Origin of the sequence: Occallatibacter gabretensis (assembly GCF_001449115.1) — a bacterium.
GTDB lineage: Bacteria > Acidobacteriota > Terriglobia > Terriglobales > Acidobacteriaceae > Telmatobacter > Telmatobacter gabretensis.
In genome coordinates, this window is sequence record NZ_LAIJ01000009.1 from 665,948 (window position 1) to 687,578 (window position 21,631).

At 57.8% G+C, this 21,631-nt stretch carries 16 protein-coding genes; 7 read left to right on the forward strand and 9 right to left on the reverse strand.

All coding sequences use genetic code 11. The features are described from left to right. The first annotated feature begins 3 nt into the window (after nucleotides 1–3). Genes VO84_RS09070 through VO84_RS09080 form a run of 3 tightly spaced genes read left to right on the forward strand, consistent with a single transcriptional unit; the run spans nucleotide 4 to nucleotide 3,372 of the window. Entirely contained in the window at nucleotides 4–1,047 is a 1,044-nt protein-coding gene (locus VO84_RS09070; protein WP_058187334.1) for a glycosyl hydrolase family 18 protein, read from the forward strand. A 29-nt stretch (nucleotides 1,048–1,076) separates the two neighbouring features. After that, nucleotides 1,077–1,991 (forward strand): N-acetylglucosamine kinase, encoded by a 915-nt coding sequence (locus tag VO84_RS09075; RefSeq protein ID WP_058187335.1) that lies wholly within the window; start codon nucleotides 1,077–1,079, stop codon nucleotides 1,989–1,991. 16 nt (nucleotides 1,992–2,007) lie between these two features. Then, nucleotides 2,008–3,372 carry an alpha-L-fucosidase gene (locus VO84_RS09080; RefSeq protein ID WP_058187336.1) on the forward strand — a complete coding sequence of 455 codons (1,365 nt, stop codon included), beginning with the start codon at nucleotides 2,008–2,010 and terminating at the stop codon, nucleotides 3,370–3,372. Here VO84_RS09080 and VO84_RS09085 read toward each other — a convergent pair. From VO84_RS09085 to VO84_RS09110, 6 genes are all read right to left on the reverse strand, one after another. After that, nucleotides 3,369–4,154: a DeoR/GlpR family DNA-binding transcription regulator gene (locus VO84_RS09085; protein ID WP_058187337.1), complete on the reverse strand. Its 786-nt coding sequence runs from the start codon at nucleotides 4,152–4,154 to the stop codon at nucleotides 3,369–3,371. The two genes, VO84_RS09080 and VO84_RS09085, sit on opposite strands and share 4 nt — an antisense overlap. Before the next feature lie 21 nt (nucleotides 4,155–4,175). After that, the gene (locus VO84_RS09090; protein ID WP_058187338.1) at nucleotides 4,176–4,937 is read right to left on the reverse strand and encodes a copper homeostasis protein CutC; all 762 of its coding nucleotides are present in this window, start codon (nucleotides 4,935–4,937) and stop codon (nucleotides 4,176–4,178) included. 101 nt (nucleotides 4,938–5,038) lie between these two features. Next, nucleotides 5,039–8,443 (reverse strand): TonB-dependent receptor, encoded by a 3,405-nt coding sequence (locus VO84_RS09095; protein WP_231737852.1) that lies wholly within the window; start codon nucleotides 8,441–8,443, stop codon nucleotides 5,039–5,041. Nucleotides 8,444–8,756: 313 nt separating this feature from the next. Then, the gene (locus VO84_RS09100; RefSeq protein WP_231737853.1) at nucleotides 8,757–10,991 is read right to left on the reverse strand and encodes a glycoside hydrolase family 3 C-terminal domain-containing protein; all 2,235 of its coding nucleotides are present in this window, start codon (nucleotides 10,989–10,991) and stop codon (nucleotides 8,757–8,759) included. 130 nt (nucleotides 10,992–11,121) lie between these two features. Then, entirely contained in the window at nucleotides 11,122–12,252 is a 1,131-nt protein-coding gene (locus VO84_RS09105) for a glycoside hydrolase family 18 protein (RefSeq protein WP_058187339.1), read from the reverse strand. Next, nucleotides 12,236–13,864 carry a rhamnogalacturonidase gene (locus VO84_RS09110; RefSeq protein ID WP_058187340.1) on the reverse strand — a complete coding sequence of 543 codons (1,629 nt, stop codon included), beginning with the start codon at nucleotides 13,862–13,864 and terminating at the stop codon, nucleotides 12,236–12,238. The genes VO84_RS09105 and VO84_RS09110 overlap by 17 nt, the downstream gene beginning before the upstream one ends. 222 nt (nucleotides 13,865–14,086) lie before the next feature. Between VO84_RS09110 and VO84_RS09115 the strand changes: the two genes are divergently transcribed. From VO84_RS09115 to VO84_RS09125, 3 genes are all read left to right on the forward strand, one after another. Continuing rightward, nucleotides 14,087–14,680: a hypothetical protein gene (locus tag VO84_RS09115; protein WP_058187341.1), complete on the forward strand. Its 594-nt coding sequence runs from the start codon at nucleotides 14,087–14,089 to the stop codon at nucleotides 14,678–14,680. Nucleotides 14,681–14,806: 126 nt separating this feature from the next. After that, complete coding sequence (locus tag VO84_RS09120) at nucleotides 14,807–15,508, forward strand: response regulator transcription factor (protein ID WP_058187342.1); 702 nt, start codon at nucleotides 14,807–14,809, stop codon at nucleotides 15,506–15,508. Then, on the forward strand, nucleotides 15,505–16,854 hold the full coding sequence (locus VO84_RS09125; protein ID WP_082661858.1) for a sensor histidine kinase: 1,350 nt from the start codon (nucleotides 15,505–15,507) through the stop codon (nucleotides 16,852–16,854). Before VO84_RS09120 ends, VO84_RS09125 begins: the two co-directional genes overlap by 4 nt. Before the next feature lie 25 nt (nucleotides 16,855–16,879). Here VO84_RS09125 and VO84_RS09130 read toward each other — a convergent pair whose 3' ends face one another. Continuing rightward, a complete protein-coding gene (locus VO84_RS09130; protein WP_058187344.1) occupies nucleotides 16,880–17,623 on the reverse strand; it encodes a hypothetical protein in 744 nt (247 codons plus the stop codon). A 322-nt stretch (nucleotides 17,624–17,945) separates the two neighbouring features. Here VO84_RS09130 and VO84_RS09135 point away from each other — a divergent pair, with 322 nt between their 5' ends. After that, the gene (locus VO84_RS09135) at nucleotides 17,946–18,302 is read left to right on the forward strand and encodes a hypothetical protein (RefSeq protein WP_058187345.1); all 357 of its coding nucleotides are present in this window, start codon (nucleotides 17,946–17,948) and stop codon (nucleotides 18,300–18,302) included. A gap of 189 nt (nucleotides 18,303–18,491) precedes the next feature. Here VO84_RS09135 and VO84_RS09140 read toward each other — a convergent pair whose 3' ends face one another. Next, nucleotides 18,492–21,095, reverse strand: coding sequence for an ABC transporter permease (locus VO84_RS09140; RefSeq protein ID WP_058187346.1), 2,604 nt, complete (start codon nucleotides 21,093–21,095; stop codon nucleotides 18,492–18,494). 2 nt (nucleotides 21,096–21,097) lie between these two features. Next, the gene (locus VO84_RS09145; protein ID WP_058187347.1) at nucleotides 21,098–21,451 is read right to left on the reverse strand and encodes a PadR family transcriptional regulator; all 354 of its coding nucleotides are present in this window, start codon (nucleotides 21,449–21,451) and stop codon (nucleotides 21,098–21,100) included. Nucleotides 21,452–21,631: the final 180 nt, after the last annotated feature.

The following is a 21,631-nucleotide window of genomic DNA, read 5'->3' on the forward strand; positions in this document are numbered from 1 at the left end:
AAGATGCGGCGACTCACTCTGCTTGTGGCTTTACTGTTGCTCTGCGGCGCGGCAAACGCAAAGCCCGCGGCACTCTTCTACTTGACGGACAGCCCTGAGGGAATTCGCTCATTTCTGGCTCATGCGTCCAAGATCGACATTCTCGTTCCCACCTGGTACCAGGTAGATGAAAACGGCCTTGTGAGCGGCGGACCAAACATGACCGTGCTTGCAGCTGCGAAGGCCAAGGGCGTCCCGGTGATGCCGATTCTTGCGATGTTCAACAAAAAGGGATTCCACACCCTGGCCGGCAACGCTGAGGCGCAGTTGCGCATGAACAATGCACTGCTGCGTGAAGCTAAGCTGCACGGTTACTCCGGATTTCAGTTCGACCTGGAAAATGTGGATTACCTGGACAGCGCTGGACTAAACGACCTCACTGCCCACACCGCACAGCAACTGCATGCAGCAGGCCTGCAGCTCAGTATCGCCACGGTTCCCAACGCGCCGGGCTATCCGGGGCAAGGTGGATTTTCGAAGTGGATCTTTACCGACTGGCGCGGCGCATACGATCTTGCGGCACTGGCAAAATCCGTGGACCTGATCTGCCTGATGACCTATGACCAGAACACGCGCTGGACCATGCCTGGGCCGGTGGCGGGCTGGGGATGGACCGTTGAAAACCTGAACTACGCGCTGAAGGTTGTGCCCAAGGAAAAGCTCTCGCTCGGCATTCCGCTCTACGGATATCACTGGTACACGAAAGCGCCAACTGTGGATAAGGACGGCACGGAGCATCCTAACGTGACAGCGGACTACATCAGCACGCCCGATGTACTGCGCCTGGCGACCGACTACAACGGCAAGCCGCAGTGGGATGCAGAGGATCACAATGTGTTTTTGTTCTTTTATCGCGACCAGTTGCGCGAATGGATCTTCTACACAGACAAGCGCACCTTTCAGGATCGCTACAATCTGGTGAAGGAGCGCGGTCTTCAGGGCTTCTGCTCGTGGGTATTGGGAACGGAAGACCCGGAAATTTGGAACCTTCTGCCGGACGTTCATTGAGGCCCCGCAGGATTGGAGTTTAGGAACGAATGTCGTATTTTCTTGCGGTGGATTCAGGCGGCACCAAGGCTGAATACTTGCTCGCGGATGAGACGCGCGAGCTCAAACGCACATTTAGCGGAACCATCAGGCGCGTCAACGCGGAAGCTGCAGTAGCAGCGGAGAATGTTTCAAGCGCGCTGGCGGAGCTGGAAGCGGCCACAGGCGTGCGGATGTCGCAGGTGACGCGCACCTGCATCGGCACATCCGGCAACACTGTTCCACTCGTCACGGATTGGATGCGTGAAGAGTTCTCGCGCCGCGTAGGCGGCGAGCTCATCATTGTCGGCGATGTGGAGATCGCGCTTGACTCCGTCTTTCATGGAGGCCGCGGCGTGCTGGTGCTTGCCGGCACCGGCTCCAACGTGGCCGCGCGCGCGGCGAATGGCGAGATCATGACAGCCGGCGGCTGGGGTCCAAATCTTGCGGATCAAGGCTCGGGACACTTTATCGGCCTCGAAGGTTTACGCCGTGGCTTTCTGGCGCGCGATGCGCAGAGGCCTACACAGTTGCTGGAGTCCGCACGAAAGCTGTTTGATTTGCCCACTGTAGATGCGTTGATTGAGTTTGCGAATGCGCAGCATCCTGTGCGTTATGCGTCAAAGTTCGCGCCGGAGGTTGTCCGCTGCGCGGCGGCAGGCGATGCGGTGGCGCAGGAAATTCTCGCGCAGGGCGGGCGCGATCTTGCCTATCTTGCCGGACTGCTGATTGAGCGAATGCGCGCAATAGAATCCGGCGAATTTCAACCGCCGGAGATTGCCATTGCCGGCAGCATCCTCGCGCATGTGGGGCCTGAGCGCATCGCAATGCAGCAGGCCCTGCGCGACCGCTATCCCGCGATTCGTTTTGTCGATCAACCCGCCGATCCGGTGCTCGGAGCCTTGTGGCGCGCCATGCGCGGTTAAAAAATTGAGAGGGAAGATGACACGCAATGTGAAGTATTGGATTGTCTGCGCAGCGGCTCTACTCGCCACGCTGAACGTTCCTGCGATCCGCGGCCAGGAAGCGGGCGAGATAAAGCCCGCGCCATATCAGACTGCGTGGCAGGATCTCGAATTCGGTGTCATCCTTCATTTCTCCACCAATACTTTCCTCGATCGCGAGTGGGGCGACGGCACTGCCAGCCCCGCGACATTCAACCCCACGCAATTCGATCCAGACCAGTGGATGAAGGCCATTCGTGACTCCGGCGCAAAGTATGTGGTGCTGGTAGCCAAGCATCATGACGGCTTTTGCCTCTGGCCCACTGGGCAGACCGATTACAGCGTGAAAAGCAGCCCGTGGCAGAACGGCAAGGGCGACGTGGTTGGTGATGTGGCGCGCGCCGCACGTAAATACGGGCTAAAGTTCGGCGTCTATCTTTCGCCATGGGACCGGCACGAGCCTAAGTACAAGGACTCGGCTGAGTATGACAAGTACTACAACGCAGAGTTAGAAGAGCTAGCCACAAGTTACGGCGATCTCGTCGAGTTCTGGCTGGATGGAGCAGGCAGCGGTGGCCATGTGTATAACTTTCCCAAGATCATTGAGACGCTGCGGACCTATCAGCCGAACACCGTGGTCTTTGCTGACATGGCTTTGTTTGAATACGGCGACGCGCGCTGGGTCGGCACGGAGGCCGGGAGCGTGGACTACGAGAACTGGAATGTGATTGACAGGCACGGCTATCGCCGCTGGCGTCCTGTGGAAGCGGATACGCCTTTACGCAAGCTGCATTGGTTCTGGCATCCGAATGACGAGGCTTCGCTCAAATCCCTGCCTGAGCTTTTGGATATGTACGACACAACCGCAGGTCGCGGAGCGCAGCTCATGCTGGGTCTTGCGCCGGATCGCCGCGGTCTGCTGCCGGATTCCGACGTGAAACGGCTGGAGGAATTCGGTGCAGCACTACACAAGCGAGCAGAAAATAACCTTGCCTGGCATCAAATGGCCACCACGCCGGAGGCGGCAGCGGCGTTGGACAACGATCCGGATACATTCTGGTCTGCGCCCGCAGGATCGCATCACGCGCAGCTTGAGGTGATTTTCAACAAGCCTGAGACTTTTGATCACGCCGTCACGATGGAGTGGCTCAATGACGGCCAGCACGTCGAGAAGTATGCCATTGAAGTGTGGAACGAAGGCGAGCACACATGGAAGCCCGTTGCGCAGGGTCAGGCCATTGGCCACAAGAAGATTGACAAGTTTCCTGCTGTAACGGCGCGGCGCGTGCGACTGAACATTCTCTCCAGCACATCAGAGGCGCACATACGCGAGTTCCAGATTTTTAATTGGGGAAATAACTAAACAACGAGAACCTTGATTCCCTTCGCCTTAAACGCGGCGACGGCTTCATCGGAGATGCCGTCGTCAGTGATCAGCATGCCGATCTCGCCCGGCGTGCAGATCACTGCAGGACTCACCGAGCCGATCTTGCTCGAGTCTGCCACCACCACCACTTGACGCGCCTGACGCGCCATGGCGCGAAAGACCGCAGCTTCCTCCGGCTCAATCATTGAGGCTCCACGTTCCGGATCAATTCCCGTAACGCTCAGAAATAGCCGGTCCATCACAAACATCCGAATCGTCTCAATAGCCGCGGGGCCGACCAGCGAAAACGCGCCCACCCACAGCATCGCGCCGCCTGTAATCGTGGTCCTCAGCCGCGAGCTTGAGCTGAGCTCCATGCCGATATTCACCGCGTTGGTGAGAATGTGAATCTCACGCCGCTGCAGAAGCTGGCGAGCCACAAGGGTCGTAGTGGTGCCTGCTGAAAGACCAATCGTCTCGTTATCTTTGACCAACGCAGCAGCCGCATGAGCAATGCGCTGCTTCTCCGCGGCAAAGCGGTCCTCGCGCACATGAAAGGACGCATCGAAACGGAAGGGCTCATAGACAGCGCCGCCCGTTAACATCGCGCCGCCATGCGTGCGATGCACCAGGCCGCGCTCTTCCAGCCGCGCCAGGTCGCGCCGGATGCTCGCAGGAGACGCGGCAAGCGTTGCCGTCAAGTCTTCCACCGAGGTCTTGCCCTGCTTCAGCAGGACCCGGAGGATATCCTTCGCGCGTTTATCTGTCTTTGAAGACATGCTTTGCCCTGAAGTCGCAAATCAGCGCCGTGCAACGGACTGCTCGGCTGCAATTCCATCCAGCGTTTGCCTAAGTGCGCGCACATCGGCTTCGCGCACCACATAGCGCGCATGATCTTCCGCATGCGATCCCAACACCACGCGCGGATTCCAGTAACGTGCCGCACCCGGAGTACGCGCGCCCAGCGAGGTATGCACTTCTTCCACTCCCGTGGCGTGTACAAAGTCGTGCACGTTATTGCGCCGCACGCCGCCCCCGGCCAAAATGGCGATTCTGCCGCGAGCAGCCTCGACAAGCTGAGCAATGCTGGCGGTTCCGCGCACAATGTCATGCTCTCCGCCGGAGGTAAGAAGAATCTCCGCCCCCAAGCCAATCACGTCTTCGAGGGACCGGTTCAAATCGCGCGTCACATCAAAGGCGCGATGAAAGGTAATCTTGAGCGGCCGTGCTGCGGCGATCAACTCCGCGGTTATCACGGTGTCCACATCACCATCCGGCGTAAGCGCGCCAAGAACCACGCCATCGACGCCAAGCACGTGCGCTTCCTTCACGTCCTCCAGCATGGTTGTTACCTCACTCGGCGTGTAACAAAAGTCGCCGCCGCGCGGCCGGATCATCACATGAATGCCGATGGAAACAGCCGCGCGCACTGAGCGGATAAGGCCGGCGCTGGGAGTGATTCCTCCCTCGCGCAGCGCCGAGCAAAGTTCAATGCGATCTGCCCCGCCCGCCTGGGCCGCGACCGCTGATTCTACCGAGTCCACACAAACTTCAAGCAGCATGATGCCGTATCGATTCCTTGGGCCAACCCTTCCGGTATAGATACGGAAGGGTTAGCCAGAAAGTTTTCGGGGAAACGACGACCATGGGAAATCAGCCGCCTTTAGAAAGTGTACCGTGCCGAGAACTGCAGATGCCGCTCCGAGGAACGAATCTGATTCTGCTGCACGATCTGTCCAAATCCGGAGTCGTTGATTCCCGTATCCGGATTGCCATAGCTGACGATGTTAAAGGCGTTGAAGGCATCGAACTGGAAGCCCAGGAAGTGTTCGCGGAAGATGCGGAAATCTTTCATCAGCGACATATCCACATCGTGGAAGCCAGGCCCGCGCACCGCGCCGTTCTTGGATGTGCCGAAGGTGTTCTGCGCCGGTGCACCGAAAGCGCACACACCGTTGTCCACACCGGCCGTGGTGCAGGGCTGGGCGGAGGGATCGTCTCCAAACCAGTTGCCCAGGGAGCGATTTCGGATATGCAGCGGGCGATACCAGTTGGCTCGTTCCTGGCCGTAGCTGTTTACGTTGCTGCTCACGCCAGAGGTCAGCGTATCCGGGAAACCTGTATACGACATACCGGCAGCCGTAATCTTCCACCCGCCCAGAATCTCGTCCACAACCCGGTTGGAGTTGGCCATGTATTTCTTTCCATGGCCGAACGGCAGAGAATATACCGCCGTGCCGGAGAAGTTGTGTTTGATATCGGAGCCCGCCAGACCATAGTCCGCGCCGCTGTCGTAATAGTTCTGGAAGCCCGGATCTGCATTGTAGCCGGAGACGTTCAGCCCATAGTTGCCCACGGCATTTGTCATTGACTTCGAATACGTGTAGTTCACCGTGTACTCGAGTCCCGAGTTTGACACGCGCTGGCGCAGAACCACCTGCAACCCGTTGTAGTTCATCATCGCGCGGGACTCGGTCACGAGCAGGCTGTTCGAACAGATCTGCGTGGCCGCGGCCGTCTGGCAGCCAATGTACTGGTTGTTGTAGAACGGCGCGGAAGTCGCATCGCCCGGCGTCTTCCACTCGTTAATGTTGCCGTAATCCTCAATGTGCTGGCCGCTCTCGCCCACATAGCCGGCCTGCAGAGAGAGCAGCGGTGTGATCGCATACTCCAGTGTCAGGTTGTAGTTGTGAATGTATGCCGGCTGCATGTTCTGCGGATACACGTTATAGGTTCCACCCGTCTGCGCCGACTGCTCAAAAGCCGTCTGCGTGGTAAGCGGCTGCGTAATCAGCTCAGCCGTAGGCTGCGGAATGTTCACATTCAACGCCTGGATAAACGGCGTGATCGAAGTGAGGCGCTGATTGGATGAGTTGCCTTCAAAGAAACTGGTTCCACTGTATCCGCCGCGAATTACGAAGCGATTGTTGACCTGATATGCAAAGCCGAGCCGTGGCATGAACTGATGGAAGTTCCAGTCATAGCAGCCGCTGTTCTTGCACAGCCCCGCTCCAGCGGGCGCGCCTGCCGGAACCGCGTGCGCGTAGATAATCTGGCCAGTCGCCTCATCAATGTTGCCGGTCTTATTGTTCTGCTCCGCCCAGGGCTGGTCGAACTCATAGCGGAAGCCATAGCTCAGAGTCAGATTCGGTTCGAGCTTGAAATCGTCGTTGAAGTACGTTCCCACACGCCATTGACGCTGGCCCACGTTCACGCTGGCAAAGGTAACCGCAGCGCTGCTGACGCGGTCCAGCAAGAAGTCCGCGCCGCCATAGCCGGAATTGGTATTGACTCCCGTTACATCCTTGGTGAAATTGCCGTTGTACGTCAGCGATCCGAGATAGCCGTTGTTGTTGGCCGTGGGATAGTTGTTCTGGTATCGCAGCCAGGAGGTGCCAAAGGTGAAGTAGTGGCGGCCCTTCTGCCAGCTCAACGCATCAATGTAGCTGTATGTGTTGTCAATCAAACCGCTGCCGCTGACAGGATTTCCACCCGCAAACAGGCCGCCGCTGATGGTCTGGTTGCTGTAACCCGGCAGCGTCTGGTTGGGAAAGTTGATGCCCACCTTCTGGTTGCCCGTATCTCCGAACTGGCCCGTCGAATCTACCGAAAAGTTCTTCTCCCACACCGTACGCGTAAAGCCGATACGCGCCGAGTTCACCAGTGACGGCGAGAAAGTATGCACCCAGTTTGCTCCGGTCAGCTTCGTGGGATAGAGATTCGGGCCGCTGAAGCTGATCGCAAGCACAGGAGAAGTGCCGTCGTAAGCTGTCGACATGGCATAGAATCCGGTGAGCTTGTCGCGCAAGCTCATGTCGTACTCAAGCTTGATGTCACCCTGGTTGTTAGCCTTAAAGCTGCGCGTATTCGCCTGGTAGTTGTTTGCAGCAATGCCGTCGGTCGCTGTCGCATTCGGCTCGGGATAAAGCGAAGAGTTGGCAAGCAGGAACTGCGCCACGGGGTTATTGATCTGTACGCCCATGTTGTCCGCATACGGCTTGTTGCCATTCAGCGGATCATAGAGCTGAATGTTATTACCGTTGTTCAGCAGCTCAGAGAAATCGCCATTTCTCATGCGTTGAGTAAGCACGCTCTCAAAACCGATGCCCCCCTTGTGATAGCGCGAGCCGAGGTAATCCACAAAGAAGAAAAGCTTGTTGCGCAAAATGGGACCGCCGAAGGTTCCACCAAACTGATCCTGAGAAAACGGATTGGTCCCCACAACTGGATTCTGGTTGCCGTTCTGCCACGAATTCGCGTTCAGCCGATAATCCTGCACGTAACCATAAGCCGATCCATGAAAGTGGTTCGTACCGCTCTTCAGCACGCTCACCACGCCTGCGCCGTTCACATTGCCAAACTCCGCAGGCGAATTCGCAGTCAACACCCGCACCTCAGCCAGCGAGGCCGGAGCCGGGCTGTAGGAGATGAGATTGTTGAAGCTTTCGTTCATGTCAATGCCTTCAAGCGTGTAATTGTTGGCCTGCGCGCGATTGCCGTTCACGTTCACTGAGTCGCTGTAATACGTGCTGCGTTCAATGCTCGTGGTGCCCGTGTTGCCATAGGTCGAAGTCGCGCCTGGGACATACAACGTCAGCGCGCTGAAGTCGAGGCCATTCAACGGAAAGTTCGAAATCGTATTCTCCGAAAATGTGCCGCTCAATGAGTAATCGTCTGTATGCAAAATTGGCGCAAAGGCTGAAACCTGCACGGAGGAGTCTGAACCCTGCACAGCTAGCTTCACATTGAATGAAACCGTTTGAAGCGCCTCCAACGAGAAGACTGGAAGCTTGGTCGAGCTGAATCCGGGTGCGCTGACCCTCACCTCGTATTTACCGATCTGCAAAAAGTCGATGTGGTAATTGCCGGTCGAGTTTGTGGTCGCAGGCGTATCAACGTTTGTGTCCACATTGTGCGCAGTCACCGTGGCGCCGGCAACCACCGCGCCGCTAGGGTCAGTCACCGTGCCCGCAATGGAGCCGGTAACAGACTGGCCGTATGCAAACGATGTGCCCAACAAAACCGCGCACACGCATCCCTGAACCATCCGGAGAAATGCAATTTTCATGGAGCCTCGCTTCCTGTCGCAGTCCTTTGCGTCACCGTACTGGCCTCAGAACGGATGTAAGCGGAAAATCTGCGTGGAATCACATTAGCGGTAAAGTGATTGCTTTGTCTACAAAAATGATCATTTTGATAAAAACATACAAACATTCAGCTAAATAAAAGAAATATAAGATTTTAATCTGATTGCGGGTTACGATTAACCTCCTACGCAGCAGCCGGAATCGTCAATATCGCACAAAAAAGTGAGCGAAATGGAATCCATCTCGCTCACTTTCCGATCCGCTTTTTGTGAATTTCGGCCTATTGCACCTTCCCTACTGCACCTTTAAAGTCGCGTTCGCCGGCAGGTCCGCCGACGAGCCGCCAGCCATAAGCCGCACAGGCTCCGTTTCTACACGAAAGTCCTTCGTTTTTTCATCCCAGTAGGCCAGCGCACTCGCCTTCAGCGGAATCTCGACGGTCTTCGTCTCGCCCGGCGCAACCGACACACGTTTGAAGCCCTTCAGCTCCTTTTGCGGCCGCTCCACCTTCGAACCAAGGTGCTTCACATACAACTGCACCACGGCATCGCCTGCGCGGCTACCCGTGTTGGTCACATCCACGCTTACAGTCACCTCGCCGCTCTTCGCCACCTGCGGCGTGTTGGTCCGGAGATTCGCATACTTGAAGGTCGTATAGCTCAGTCCATAACCGAAGGGATAGAGCGGCTCGCCCTTGAAGTACATGTAGGTTTTACCGTGCCGGATGTTGTAATCCATCATCGGCGGAAGCTGATCGAGCGACTTGGGCCACGTCTCCACCGTGTGGCCGCCAGGATTGTAGTCGCCAAACAGCACTGAAGCCAGTGCCGTGCCCTCATCCTGCGAGGAGTGCGTCATGTGCAGAATCGCCGGCACATTCTCCTGGCTCCAGTTGATCGCAATCGGGAAGCTCGAAACCAGGATCACGACGGTCTTCTTGTTCACCTCGTAGACCTGCTTCACTAGCTGCTCTTCGGTCGAGTCAATCCGCTCGCGGTCGCGGCCTTCGCGCCCGTCGCTGGGGTCCGTGCAGGGGAAGGTTCCATTGTCACCCCAGTCATGCGGCATATCCGGCCCGCATGTCGGATCGTTGCCAATTACCACCACGGCAACATCGGACTTGCGCGCCGCCTGTACCGCTGCCTCGCCCAGCTCATTCTCCGCGTAGTTCACCTTCACATTCGGTCCCACGGCAGCCTTGATGCCATCCAGCGGCGTTACCTTGTACGGCGGAGTCCCACCATACCAGTCCCAGCGCACAGAATCCGCCAGCGGACCGATCACCGCAATTGATTTGATCGCGTCTTTCTTCAGCGGCAGAAAATCCTTGTCGTTCTTCAGCAGCACAATCGACTCAAGAGCTACCTTCTTCGAAATCTCCTTGTGCTTATCGCCGTTCCACGGCTCTCCGCCGGCATCGGAACCGCCCTTGACCTTCGAGTAAGGCATCATATCCGGCGGATCCAGTAATCCCAGCCGAATCTCCGTCCGGAACTTCAGCCGCAGAAGCTCGTCGATCTCCTTCTCCGTTACTGAGCCATCTTTCAGCGCAGCCTTGGTCTCATCCGACCACTTATCTAAAAACTGGTTGATGCCCGCCTTGAGGCACGCCACCACTGCCGCCTTCTGGTCCGGGAAGAGATGACGATGATCCCATAGCAGCTTTACCGCGCCGCCATCAGAAGAAAGAATCTCCACGCCCCACTTATCGCGCAGAATCGATTTCAGAATCGGATTCACTGCCATCGTCGTGCCGTTCCACGCGTTGTAGCTCGCCATCACGGCCTTCGCGCCGCCATCTACAAAGCCCATGCGGAAGGGAACCGAGTAGTACTCCCAGAAGAGCCGGTCATCAAAATCCGATGACGTCACGCTGCGGCCATTCTCATTGCTGTTCGCCAGGAAGTGCTTCAGCAGTGCCGCAGCCTGCCAGTACTTCGGATCGTCACCCTGGATTCCATGGATAAACGACACCGCCATCGTGCCGTTGAAGAACGGGTCTTCGCCGTAGACCTCTTCGCTGCGGCCCCAGCGCGGATCGCGCATCAGGTCGCTCTGCGGTCCCCATGTCATGAGAATCTGCCGGTTGTACTGGGGCGTCTGGGTAATGTAGCGCGCCTCATAGCCCTGCACGCCACCGGCTGCACGCACCGCCTCCGGGTCCCATGTCTCGCCCATACCCGGCGGCTGCGGAAACTGCGTCGTCGTAATCGGCTGGCGGCCCAGTCGCGGCTCGCGCTGCACTACGCCATGAATGCCCTCAGATGATCCGATGTTCGGCACACCCAGCCGAACCACACTGGTCACAGTACCCAGGCATGCCACCTTCTCATCGCTCGTCATGCGGCTCAGCAGATCCGTGATCCGGTCTTCCATCGGCCGCTTTGGGTCGGCGAAAGGATACTGTTGCCGCGTCTTCGCCAGTTCTTCCAACGACGGCATGACAGGACGGGTTGGGGCAGCCTGCTGTGCCTGCGCGGCGGCAGCGGAAAAGACAAGACAGAGCAAAGCAGCAAGAGGCTTCATCATTACAAGCGATTCCTATATGTGAATTGCGAACGCAGCAAGCCTACCACGCACGAATTGCATCTGGCATATCGATTTTCTTTGCTGTTTTGTAACGCCATTCAACTTCGAGCAGGGTTCAAGTTATGCGTCGCTATTGCGTTACCTTCAACCCCAGCGCGGCATCCACCGCACCCAGCAGTGCACCATTCGAATCCGCCTCGTAGCTCCAGAACATCACGCCGCCCAGCTTGTGCTTCAGCACGTACTTACCCTTCACCGCAATTGACTCCGGATCTTCATACGAAACGAAGATCTTCTTGTCCGCGTTGTAGAGATACGGCACTTTCGAAACATCATCCCAGTAACGCGTAAACCCATGCCCCAGCATCGTGGAGACAATCATGCTGTACGGCGCAAAGGCATTCGGAATCTGCTTGCCCGGCTGAAAAAGTCCATGCGCCGTTGCAGGAACCTCACCCCACACATGCCCATAAAACGGCAGCCCCAACAGAATCTTCTCCGCAGGCACGCCAGCATCCTCAAGCACGCGTACCGAAATATCGGAGGAAGCTCTGTGCGGATCGGCAGGATTGTTATACAGCGGCGCGTGATGCCCGGTATTGGGCGCTGAACCAGGCTCATAGAAGTCGTAGGCCATCAGGTTCACGGTATCCACAATCCGCGCTATCCTGGCCATCTCCGTGTTTGCCACAAACTCCGGACCACTGCCTGCAGCGAAGGTTAGATATAGCCGCTTGCCGCTCCGCTTCGTCTCATCATCGAAACGCTTTCGCAACTCCGCCAGCAGCAGCGTAAAGTTCTGCTTATCCTCCGCGCGAAACTTGTGTCCCGCTCCCGGATCTCCTGGAAATTCCCAATCAATGTCCAGTCCGTCGAGCTGATAGCGGTCCAGAAAATCCATCACGCTGTCGATAAATACCGTGCGGCTCTCAGTCGTGAGCGCCGCATCGGTAAACCCGCCCGACCACAGCCATCCGCCTACAGACACCAGAACGGTGAGCGAAGGATTTTCCTTCTTCAGCGCATTCAGCGTCGCAAAGTTTTCCGCATCATACTTGAACCCCGTCACCATGCGGCCGTTTTCAATATTGGCGAAGGCATAGTTGATGCGCGTCAGCGCCCGTCCATTCACCTGATCCGGCGTAAGCTTCGCATCCTGCGGAAAGAGATACGCCACCACCATCGGTGTCCGCTGCGCCTCTGCCTGCAGAGCCGCAAAGACCACCAGCAGCGCTGCCAGCGCTCTAAACAACTTTGTCATCCGCATGCTCCATCGTTGCATCCGCATAATGCTTGCATCCAAACACGCGGAAATCTGCCACATTCTTTAGCCGGAACTGCCCCGCCGCTTTGCGCCCCGGAAACTTCACGCGAAAGAAATCCGCTCCATCCACATCTTCCAAATGAAATGCAGGCCGTGCATCCTCGCGCTCCGTGGCAATCTCCACGTTACTGAACTCCACATTCTTTGCATGCCGCGTATAGAACCCCGTCGCCGGCAAATCTCCAAACATACGCGGATCAGGATACTTCTCCGCATTTTCCGGCGGGTTGATCGCAGCCATCGCTGCATCCGCGCCGCCCACCTGGTGCAGATACACATCGCTGATCTTGATATCTTCCACCGGATGCCCCTCGACTCCGGCAAGAATCGATGGCAGCTGCGACGAGCCGGAGCAAGTCACATTGCTGATGATCACGCGCTTGAGCGACCCTACCACCGTCTCCGGCTTCGGCCCGCGCAGCCTTGAGCCCAGCCGCAGAAATATCGGCGCTGAGTTGATATTGCGCATGGTCACGCCGGTAAACGTAATGTCTTCCACCACTGCGCCGTCTTCGGTCTCCAGCGCAAATCCCTGGCAGGCCTCAAAGACACAGTTCGTAATGGCAACATTGCGAAATCCGCCATTCGACTCCGTGCCCAGCTTGATGCGTCCCGTGCCCCAGGCGCGGCCATTCGTATTGAACGGCTTCCACGTCCCATCCAGCACCGAGCCCAGCGCATAGCCGGCCGTCACAAAGCAGTTCGCAATGGTCACATTCTCCGTGATGCGCGCCTGCCCCAGCGCATACGAGCTCTTCGGGCAGATCGCATCATCCCACGGCGAATTCACCGTGCAATTCGACACGCGCACATTCCGGCAGCAGTCAATATCAATACCATCGCGATTCGTGTCGATCTTCAGGTTGTCGATCGTCAGGTTGTCCACGCCCGTCGCCAGAACCCCGAACCATCCGCCCTGCAGAATCGAAAAGTCACTCAGAATCACATTGCGGCAATTCTTCAGCGCAATCGCTTTGTTGCCTACGCCCGGCGCAGTCGTATTGGGCAACGCTTTTTCATCATGCCCACGGCTCAGCCCCCTGCCATAAATCAGTCCCGGCCCAAAGATGCCGAAGTCGTGCAAATCTTCGCCCCAGATCAAGCTGTTGTGCCAGTGGTTGTGACCGTAATCCTGGTACGGATCCCACGCGCCTTGCGTCTCTGCCGCATCGTAACCGCCGCTCGTCATTCCTTCATAAGGAGTCGGCGCAGCCAGTATCGTCGCGCCCTGCGAGAGATACAGCGCCACGTTGCTCTTCAAATGAATCGAGTAACACGCATACACGCCCGCCGGAAACACCAGCGTTCCGCCGCCCCCATTCGCCACGTAATCAATCGCCTTGTTCACCGCCGGCGTATCGATCGTCGTGCCGTCGCCCTTGGCGCCGAAATCCCGCACGCTGAAGATTCCCGGCCAGCCTTCGCGATCTATCTTTCCTGTCTTTTGGCCCGCGGCCTGCGCCGGAACCAGCATCGCCGCACTCCCCGCCACACCCAGCCCCGCCATCCGCAAAAACTCCCTGCGAAACTCCACTCCCGGCTTCTCCATCTGCTTCGCTCCACCAAAATTGAAATTGTTTCCGGCGAACCCATCAAAGCAGGTTCGCCTTTCGCGCGCAAGCTACCGCCGGTAAGAGTAATGGGGCAGCTTGACGCAAGCTGCGGAACTTGTCGAAAACGTGACATTAGGAGAAGAGCGAACGGGTGCCTTCGTTCGGTTCAGAACGGCAAGGTGGCTCGGCGAGATTGCCGACTGGTAACATGCCACGTTATGGCAACAATTTGGCATGACGAGTTCATCAAGCTCATTTTCAATTGCCTCGGCGGAATATTTGTTTTGTTCCTCGGAGCCCTCGGTGGCCAGCGGCTCACCGCCTATTGGAATTTGCGTCAAAAACGACGCGAACTCCAACTGTCGGCCCTGCAGCAGTTTTACGGCGCTTATGGCGATTTTTTTGCAGTTTGGAAGCTTTGGAATCGATTGGATAGGGAGTCGAAAGACGCACCTGAAAGAACTTGGGAACTTCACAAACGAGCTGCTTCAGCAGAGGCCATAGTTGAAAGCACAATGGTACGTCTCGCCAGCGAGATGAAGCTACTCGACTTTGACATAAGAGATTTAGGTCGATTCCGTCAAGCATTTCAGCAGCTTCGCCAGTCCATTCGAAAAAATCAGGACTTGGAATGGCCCAGCTCAGAATGCCCTGAGTATAAGAGCTTCAAAACCTTGGCAGTTCATTGCGCAAGGATCATTTCAAAAGCGTGGCCGGACCGGCCCATCGCGGCTGACCTCGCGACGACGCAATTGCTGCAGATAACTTCAAACAAATGGGAGCACGATTGGATTGTTGTTCGAGATCACTAAGAAAGCCTAAGGATTGAATCGTTCCCAGGAAACGACGTTTTCGACGACTTCGAATACTCCACAGTTCAAACTGCCCGGCAATATGCGAGACTTTCATCTCAGGACCCCCTTCTCGCGCAAGCCACCATGGAACATCCCGAAAAACATTCCGCGCTCTCAGTTCTCCTCGTCGATGACGATCAGGAGCTCTGCGGCATGATGACGGAGTTCTTCGCGCTGGCCGGACACAGGCTCACCTTCTCGAACAATGGCCGCGATGGCCTTGCCGCCGCGCTCAACGGCGCGCACGATCTCGTCATCCTCGACGTTATGCTTCCCGTCCTCAACGGCTTTGAGGTCCTTAAGCAGCTTCGCCGCCGCAAAACCGTGCCCGTCATCATGCTCACCGCGCGCGTGGAAGCGCAGGACCGCATCCTCGGGCTTGACACCGGCGCGGACGACTATCTGCCCAAGCCATTCGATCCCGATGAGTTGCTCGCGCGCATCCGCGCCGTGCTGCGCCGCATGGAGTTCACGCCATCCGGACCGCAGCAGGAGGTAACGCTCGGCAATATCCGCCTCAACACCACTACCCGCGAGGCATGGAGTTCCGGAGAACTGCTGCAGCTCACCGGCATGGAGTTCGACCTGCTCGAAATGCTCGTCCGCTCTGCCGGCCGCGTCGTTTCGCGCGAAGAGATCACCGCAGCCCTCTTTGAGCGCGAAGCCACGCCCTACGACCGCTTCCTCGATGTCCACATCAGCCATCTCCGCAAAAAGCTGCACGATGGCCAGAAGCTTATCCGCACGGTACGCGGCGTAGGCTATATGTTTACGGGAGCCGAATGATGGCAACGCGCGTGCGTCAATGGTTCAGCCTCAAATCGCTCGTCGTGGCCACCGTGGTCTCGATGATTGCCATTCTCGCGCTCTCCTTCCTCGTCTTTCAGGCCATCGCCAACCGCATGACCCAGCAGCGGATCGATCCCACCTTCCAGAAGATGGATGAGGTACAGCTTGAGAGCGCGCGCTCTGCCTATGAACACCGCGGCCAGCAGGGGCTCATCGACTACATGGGCATGCTCGACCGCATCTTTTCAGGCTCCCACTATCTGCTCGACGCGCACGGAATCGATCCGATCACTGGCGAGGACCACAGCTCACTGCTGCCCGCCCCGCCCGCCGCGCATTCCCGCACCGACGACGGCCACGGCCACTGGATCATCACCCATCGTTCCCAGGATGGCGCCTACTGGTTCGCAGCCACCGGGCAGCTTGGCCGCATCCATATCTGGACCTTCCTGCCCTACTACTTTCTCGTCCTCGGCGCTACCGCCGTCGTCTTCTGGCTCGCCGCTGTCGGCGTTGTGCTGCCCATTCGCCGTATCGCTTCTACCATCGCCCTCTTCGGCCAAGGGGATCTCACGGCCCGCATCCAGACAAAACGCCCCGACGAGATCGGCCAGCTCGCGCGCTCCTTTGATCAGATGGCCGAGCGCCTTCAAAAACTCATTGTCAGTGAACGCCAGCTTCTCGGCGATATCTCCCACGAACTCCGCTCGCCGCTTGCGCGTCTCAAATTCGCCATCAAGCTGGCACGCACTTCGCCCAATCCGCAGGCCGCTCTCGATCGCATCGAGCGCGATGTCGATCGCATCTCCACGCTCGTCGCCGACATCGTCGAAGTCACCTTCGTCGAAGGCGATCCCGCATTGCGCGGCGCAGAAAGCGTCCCCCTTGGCGATGTCGTGCAGGACGTCGTCCGCGATTGCACCGTTGAAGCTGAAATTCGCGGCTGCCGCGTCGAGCTGGACGGCGCCATCACAGGCCACGCTCTCGGAAGCCGCGAAATGCTTCGCCGCGCCATTGAAAATGTTCTCCGCAACGCCGTGCGCTACTCGCCTGAAGGCAGAGTCGTCGAAGTCACGGCAACAGAAACCGAGCGCTGCGCCGTCATCGTCGTCCGTGACCACGGCCCCGGCGTGCCAGATGAAGCCCTCGTCCGCATCTTCGATCCCTTCTACCGCGTAGAAGAGGCTCGCGAAAACAAAAACGGCGCAGGCTCAGGCCTCGGCCTCTCCATTGCACGCCGCGCCGTGCAGGCTCACCACGGCTCCATCGCCGCGGAGAACATGCACCCCGGCCTGCGCGTGCAGATCGCGCTCCCCCTGATCTCTGCCCGCCTCACAGCATGAAACCTGGGCCTGAAAACTTCACAGCCTAGAACTTCACATCTGTCACTTTGTGGTCCTCAAAAACCACCTGCATGCCGCGATAGTTCCACATGGATTTGTTTCCGAAGTTCACCTTCTTTTGCGGAACCCCCATGGCCTTGAGTACCTCGGCCTCCGTCATTCCCACGGTGATTGAAGCATCGTCCGAAGATGTCTGCGCCGAAGAGTTATGAGCCGCGTCGGTCGGCGGTTCCGTCACTGCCTGCTCTGCCGGCGTCGCGCTCCGGGGCTGGCTCGCTCTGCGCTCCAGCAATTTCGCATAGTTTTGCCTGGCCCATTTCTCCACGTTCGATGCCATGTTTCCCGATGCAAGACGCCAGGAGAGACTGGACTCCGCCTTCATGGGGATCTCCGAAGAGCCGGCGAGAAGCGTCGCATGAAGCACGTTAATGGTCTGCATCGTTGGCGAGGTTGTGGATGTCGTCTTTTTACCGTCATCGCTCTTGGAGGTGTACGTGTTCACACTGCTCAACTCTTTCCGAACATTGCGTGAATCGATTCGCAGCACAATATCCGCGTCGGAAGGGTTTTCGACAACTCGAAGCGTCTTTGATTTTCCTGCAAGCGACCGGCTTAGATCCCCGGCAGAGTCTTCTGCGCCATTCGCCGCAAATTCTCCACTGCCAGCCTGCACATAGACCCGGATGAGAGTCTGGGCCCACACACCGTGCGCTGCTCCCAGCAGAAGCGTCAGAAAACAGAGAGCAATACGATAATTTTTCACCATCATGATGGAAGCTCCTTGGCTGCTCGATTGGATCCCTGCTCCTAGGCGTTGCTGCAGTGGAACGATTCTACCCCGGACGAATAATCAGACCTAAGCGACCACGCTTCTCATCCCGGTGCCCTTTTACCCCCCATGGAGGCGCCACATCCTGCCCGGATTGCTTCCGTATCTCTAACAATCCCCAACTCTTACCATCGTTTTTCCACGTTGTAATTAAAGCACTTAACATTTCTTAAGGTTCATTGTTGACAACTGTATGTTTTACTTGCTCTAATGCCGTACCCCATATGGGGAAAACTAGCGCGGCAGGCTGAGAGGAATCACCATGAAGCGCTTGCTCTATTCCGCCGCAATCCTTGCTCTCGTTTCCGTTCCCGCCTTCGCCGCCAAGAATTCGCAGACAGTAACCATCCCCGAGGCTGTCACTGTCGGTTCCAACCAGCTGCCTGCCGGCGACTACAAGGTCACCTGGACCGGCAATGGTTCTGATGTGCAGGTCACGCTCATCCAGAAGGACAAGTATTCTCCCAAGCCGGTTACCGTTGCCGCCAAGGCAGTGGATGCCGCCGAGAGCCACAATGGCTTCACCGTTGACCGTCAGGGTAATGTGAACACGCTCCAGACCCTGCAGCTTGGCAAGACCACGCTCGTCTTCAACGGCGCGCCTGCCAACGGTCAGTAAGCAGCATTGATTCTTTTGCGGCCGGGCCCGTTTATTGCTCAGCCGCCCATCATCTGCCGGCGCAAGCCGGCAGCCTCCTGAACAAAACTTGCTGTGCCTTCCGAGCTCCCTTGTCCGCCCGCAGCGGATAAGGGAGTTTTTTTCTGCGCGCTCGCGCGTACCACCACAATCAAACTCGCTCAGCCCGAATCACTCGGTGCGAAGCGCTTCCATCGGATTCACAGAGGCTGCGCGGCGCGCCGGCAAAAAGCTTGCGGCAACCGACACAACACCAAGCGCTGCCACCACGCCGGCCAGAATCGTCACATCCCAAAACTTCACCCCAAACAGCAGGCTGCGCATCAGCATGGACGCGCCCACGGAGCAGACAAGCCCGCATGCCAGCCCCACGGCTGTCAGCCATCCGGCCTGCCGCATCACCAGTGCATAAATGGATGTGCGTCCCGCGCCCAGCGCCATCCGCACGCCAATCTCTTTCACACGTTGCGCCACGGAATATGCCACTACCCCATACAATCCCACCACGCTCAGGATCAGCGCCAGCACTGCAAATCCACCTACCAGCCATGCCAACGTGCGATGCAGATACGGCGCAGGAGAGTCGCGAATCACCTCATCCATCGTTGCTGCATCTGATGTGGCAATTCCCTTATCCACCTCATGCGCAGCGTTCACCAGCATCGGCAGCATCGCCCCTGGAGCCTGCGCGCTTCGCACCACCAGCTCAAACGAGCCCCAGGAATTCTGGTTGAACGGAACATACATCACTCCGCGCATCGGCGTATCCAGCTGCCCTTCCTTAATGTCGTCCACTACGCCGACAATCAGCATCCTGTCTCCAGACCCCGAGTACGCAATGCGTTTGCCCACAGCATCTCCGCCCGGAAAGAGCTCCTTCGCGAGCGTCTGAGTGACCACCACAACGCGCGGTTTGGCCGCATCGTTTTCAATCTCCGTAAAGTAGCGCCCGCGCAGCAGCTTCGCTCCCAGCATCGACAGGTATCCCGCGCTCACATCGCGCTCCGGAACATCATGTCGCTTATCCGGCTCCGCGCTTTCAGGAACCACAATGTTCGTTCCCAGATCCCATGAGTGAATCGGCTTCGATACCGTAAACCCCACCGACTCCGCGCCCGGCAAACTCTGCGCGTGACTCATCAGTTGCTGCTCCAGCACCATCACCTGCGCGTCCGTCTTGTAGGATTTCGGAACCTCCACCACAACCGAGCTGAGATGATCAGCCCGGAAGCCCGTCTCTACATGCAGCAGCTGGTAAAGGCTCTTCCCCAGCAATCCCGCGCCCGCCAGCAACACCACAGACGTGGCCAGCTCCACAATCACCATCCTTGCACCAAGCCGCTTCCACGCTCTGCCCGTTGCGCCTCGCGCATTTTCCTGAAGATCCTCGCGCACATTCGACCGCTTCAGCCGCATCGCAGGAGCCAGCGCAAACAGCACCACCGCAAACACCGCGATCCCGCCCGCAAATGCCCACACATGCGCGTTCATCTTCATATCCAGCAGAAATGGCATGGCGCTCATCTGTTGTGCCGGAATCATCTTCGGAAGCAGCCGGAGCGCCACATACGTAAAGCCCAGGCCGAGCATCGACCCCGCCAGCACCAGCAGCAAACCCTCCGTCACAAACTGCTGCATCAGTCGCGTAGAAGAAGCGCCCAGCGCCTCGCGCACCGCAATCTCATGCCTGCGGCCTTCAGAACGCAGCAACAACAGCCCCGTTACATTCACGCAGGCAATCAGCAGCAACAACCCTGCCGCGCTGAACAATGCCAGCAAGACAGGCCGGATCTCTCCCACCACAGAGTCGCTCAGCGACACAGTGACCGCGCCATATCCCCGGTTCGAATCCGGAAACTGTTTCCCCAGCTGCTCCGCAATCGCTTCCATCTCCGCCGAAGCGGCAGAAGCTGTTACGCCATCCTTCAATCGCCCCAGCCCGAACAATCCATGACACCCGCGTCTCTTATCGCAGCCACTGGGATCATTCAGCGCTGTCCAGAATTCCGCTTCGCCGCGCGGAGCAAAGTGAAAGCTCTTCGGCAGCACTCCAATAACGGTGTAGCTCACATCATCCAGTTGAATGGTTTTTCCAATCGCGCTCGAATCGGCTCCAAAACGCTTCTGCCACGCCGTGTAACTCAGCAGCGCAGTGCGCGGCGCGCCCGGCTTATCTTCGCCCGCATAGAAATCGCGCCCCAGCATTGGCCCCACACCCAGAGTGCGAAAGAAACCATCGCTGACACGCGCGCCATCCGCAGACTCCAACCCATCCGCAGACTGCACTGTGTAGCGCGCATAGCCCCACACATCCAACGACCGGAATGAGTGCGCCATCCGCTGCCAGTCGCGAAAATTCTGATAGGAAACATTGCACAGCGGGCACGAAGCCACCGTCTCATACACGCTCACCAGCTGGCTCGGAGCCTCATACGGCAGCGGCCGAATCAGCGCCGCATCCACAAAGCCAAAGATCGCCGTGCCCGCTCCCATGCCTAGCGCAAGCACCAGCATCGCAGTCACAGTGAACGATGGATTCTTCATAAGCTGGCGAATGGCAAAACGCAGATCGCGCATCATGTTTTCGAACCACACCGCGCGGCCTCGCAGATAAAAGCGTTCCTGCGCCGCCGTGACATTGCCGAACTCAACGTGCGCCTTTCTGCGCGCCTCTTCTTCGTCCAGCCCTTCGTCCCGCAGCGTGTCTGCCTCCAGCTCCAGATGCGCTTTGATCTCTTCCGCAAAATCATCCGTCTTGCGCCTGCGCTTGAACATCGCTAAGCCTCCTCGCCGCTCAGAACCAATCCCATGGCGCGCGTCAACCGCTGCCACTCGTTCGTCTTTTGCACCAGATGTTCGCGGCCCTTTTCCGTGAGCGAGTAAAACCGCGCCTTACGGTTGTTCTCGCTCACGCCCCACTCCGCGCTGATCCACTGTTTGTCTTCCAGTCGCTGCAGCGCCAGGTAAAGCGAGCCGTGATCGACAAAGAAAACCTCTTCGGACTGGCGTTGAATCGAGCGCGCAATCCCCTGGCCATGACACGGCGACAGCACCAGCGTTTTTAGAATCAGCAGGTCCAGTGTTCCCTGCAGCAGGGCGATACGATCGTCGGAATTCTTTTGGGTAGGCATCCGACCTAATATGTCACCCCCTTGGGTCGGATGTCAACCCAAGGGTGAATTCGCCCACTTTCCCGCCAAAGCTTGGCCCCAAAGCGGGTTTCAGCTATACTGGAAATTCGGCACGCTGTGGGCTGCGGCGTTTTATGCGCATGCGCCCGGTCTTGAGAACCGTGTTAGAGACTGCGCGGC

What these genes read in the sequence shown, in the direction of transcription:
- VO84_RS09070 (WP_058187334.1), top strand. Translation starts at nt 4, where the DNA reads ATGCGGCGACTCACTCTGCTTGTGGCTTTACTGTTGCTCTGCGGCGCG.
- VO84_RS09075 (WP_058187335.1), top strand. Translation starts at nt 1,077, where the DNA reads ATGTCGTATTTTCTTGCGGTGGATTCAGGCGGCACCAAGGCTGAATAC.
- VO84_RS09080 (WP_058187336.1), top strand. Translation starts at nt 2,008, where the DNA reads ATGACACGCAATGTGAAGTATTGGATTGTCTGCGCAGCGGCTCTACTC.
- VO84_RS09085 (WP_058187337.1), bottom strand. Translation starts at nt 4,154, where the DNA reads ATGTCTTCAAAGACAGATAAACGCGCGAAGGATATCCTCCGGGTCCTG.
- VO84_RS09090 (WP_058187338.1), bottom strand. Translation starts at nt 4,937, where the DNA reads ATGCTGCTTGAAGTTTGTGTGGACTCGGTAGAATCAGCGGTCGCGGCC.
- VO84_RS09095 (WP_231737852.1), bottom strand. Translation starts at nt 8,443, where the DNA reads ATGAAAATTGCATTTCTCCGGATGGTTCAGGGATGCGTGTGCGCGGTT.
- VO84_RS09100 (WP_231737853.1), bottom strand. Translation starts at nt 10,991, where the DNA reads ATGATGAAGCCTCTTGCTGCTTTGCTCTGTCTTGTCTTTTCCGCTGCC.
- VO84_RS09105 (WP_058187339.1), bottom strand. Translation starts at nt 12,252, where the DNA reads ATGACAAAGTTGTTTAGAGCGCTGGCAGCGCTGCTGGTGGTCTTTGCG.
- VO84_RS09110 (WP_058187340.1), bottom strand. Translation starts at nt 13,864, where the DNA reads ATGGAGAAGCCGGGAGTGGAGTTTCGCAGGGAGTTTTTGCGGATGGCG.
- VO84_RS09115 (WP_058187341.1), top strand. Translation starts at nt 14,087, where the DNA reads ATGGCAACAATTTGGCATGACGAGTTCATCAAGCTCATTTTCAATTGC.
- VO84_RS09120 (WP_058187342.1), top strand. Translation starts at nt 14,807, where the DNA reads ATGGAACATCCCGAAAAACATTCCGCGCTCTCAGTTCTCCTCGTCGAT.
- VO84_RS09125 (WP_082661858.1), top strand. Translation starts at nt 15,505, where the DNA reads ATGATGGCAACGCGCGTGCGTCAATGGTTCAGCCTCAAATCGCTCGTC.
- VO84_RS09130 (WP_058187344.1), bottom strand. Translation starts at nt 17,623, where the DNA reads ATGATGGTGAAAAATTATCGTATTGCTCTCTGTTTTCTGACGCTTCTG.
- VO84_RS09135 (WP_058187345.1), top strand. Translation starts at nt 17,946, where the DNA reads ATGAAGCGCTTGCTCTATTCCGCCGCAATCCTTGCTCTCGTTTCCGTT.
- VO84_RS09140 (WP_058187346.1), bottom strand. Translation starts at nt 21,095, where the DNA reads ATGTTCAAGCGCAGGCGCAAGACGGATGATTTTGCGGAAGAGATCAAA.
- VO84_RS09145 (WP_058187347.1), bottom strand. Translation starts at nt 21,451, where the DNA reads ATGCCTACCCAAAAGAATTCCGACGATCGTATCGCCCTGCTGCAGGGA.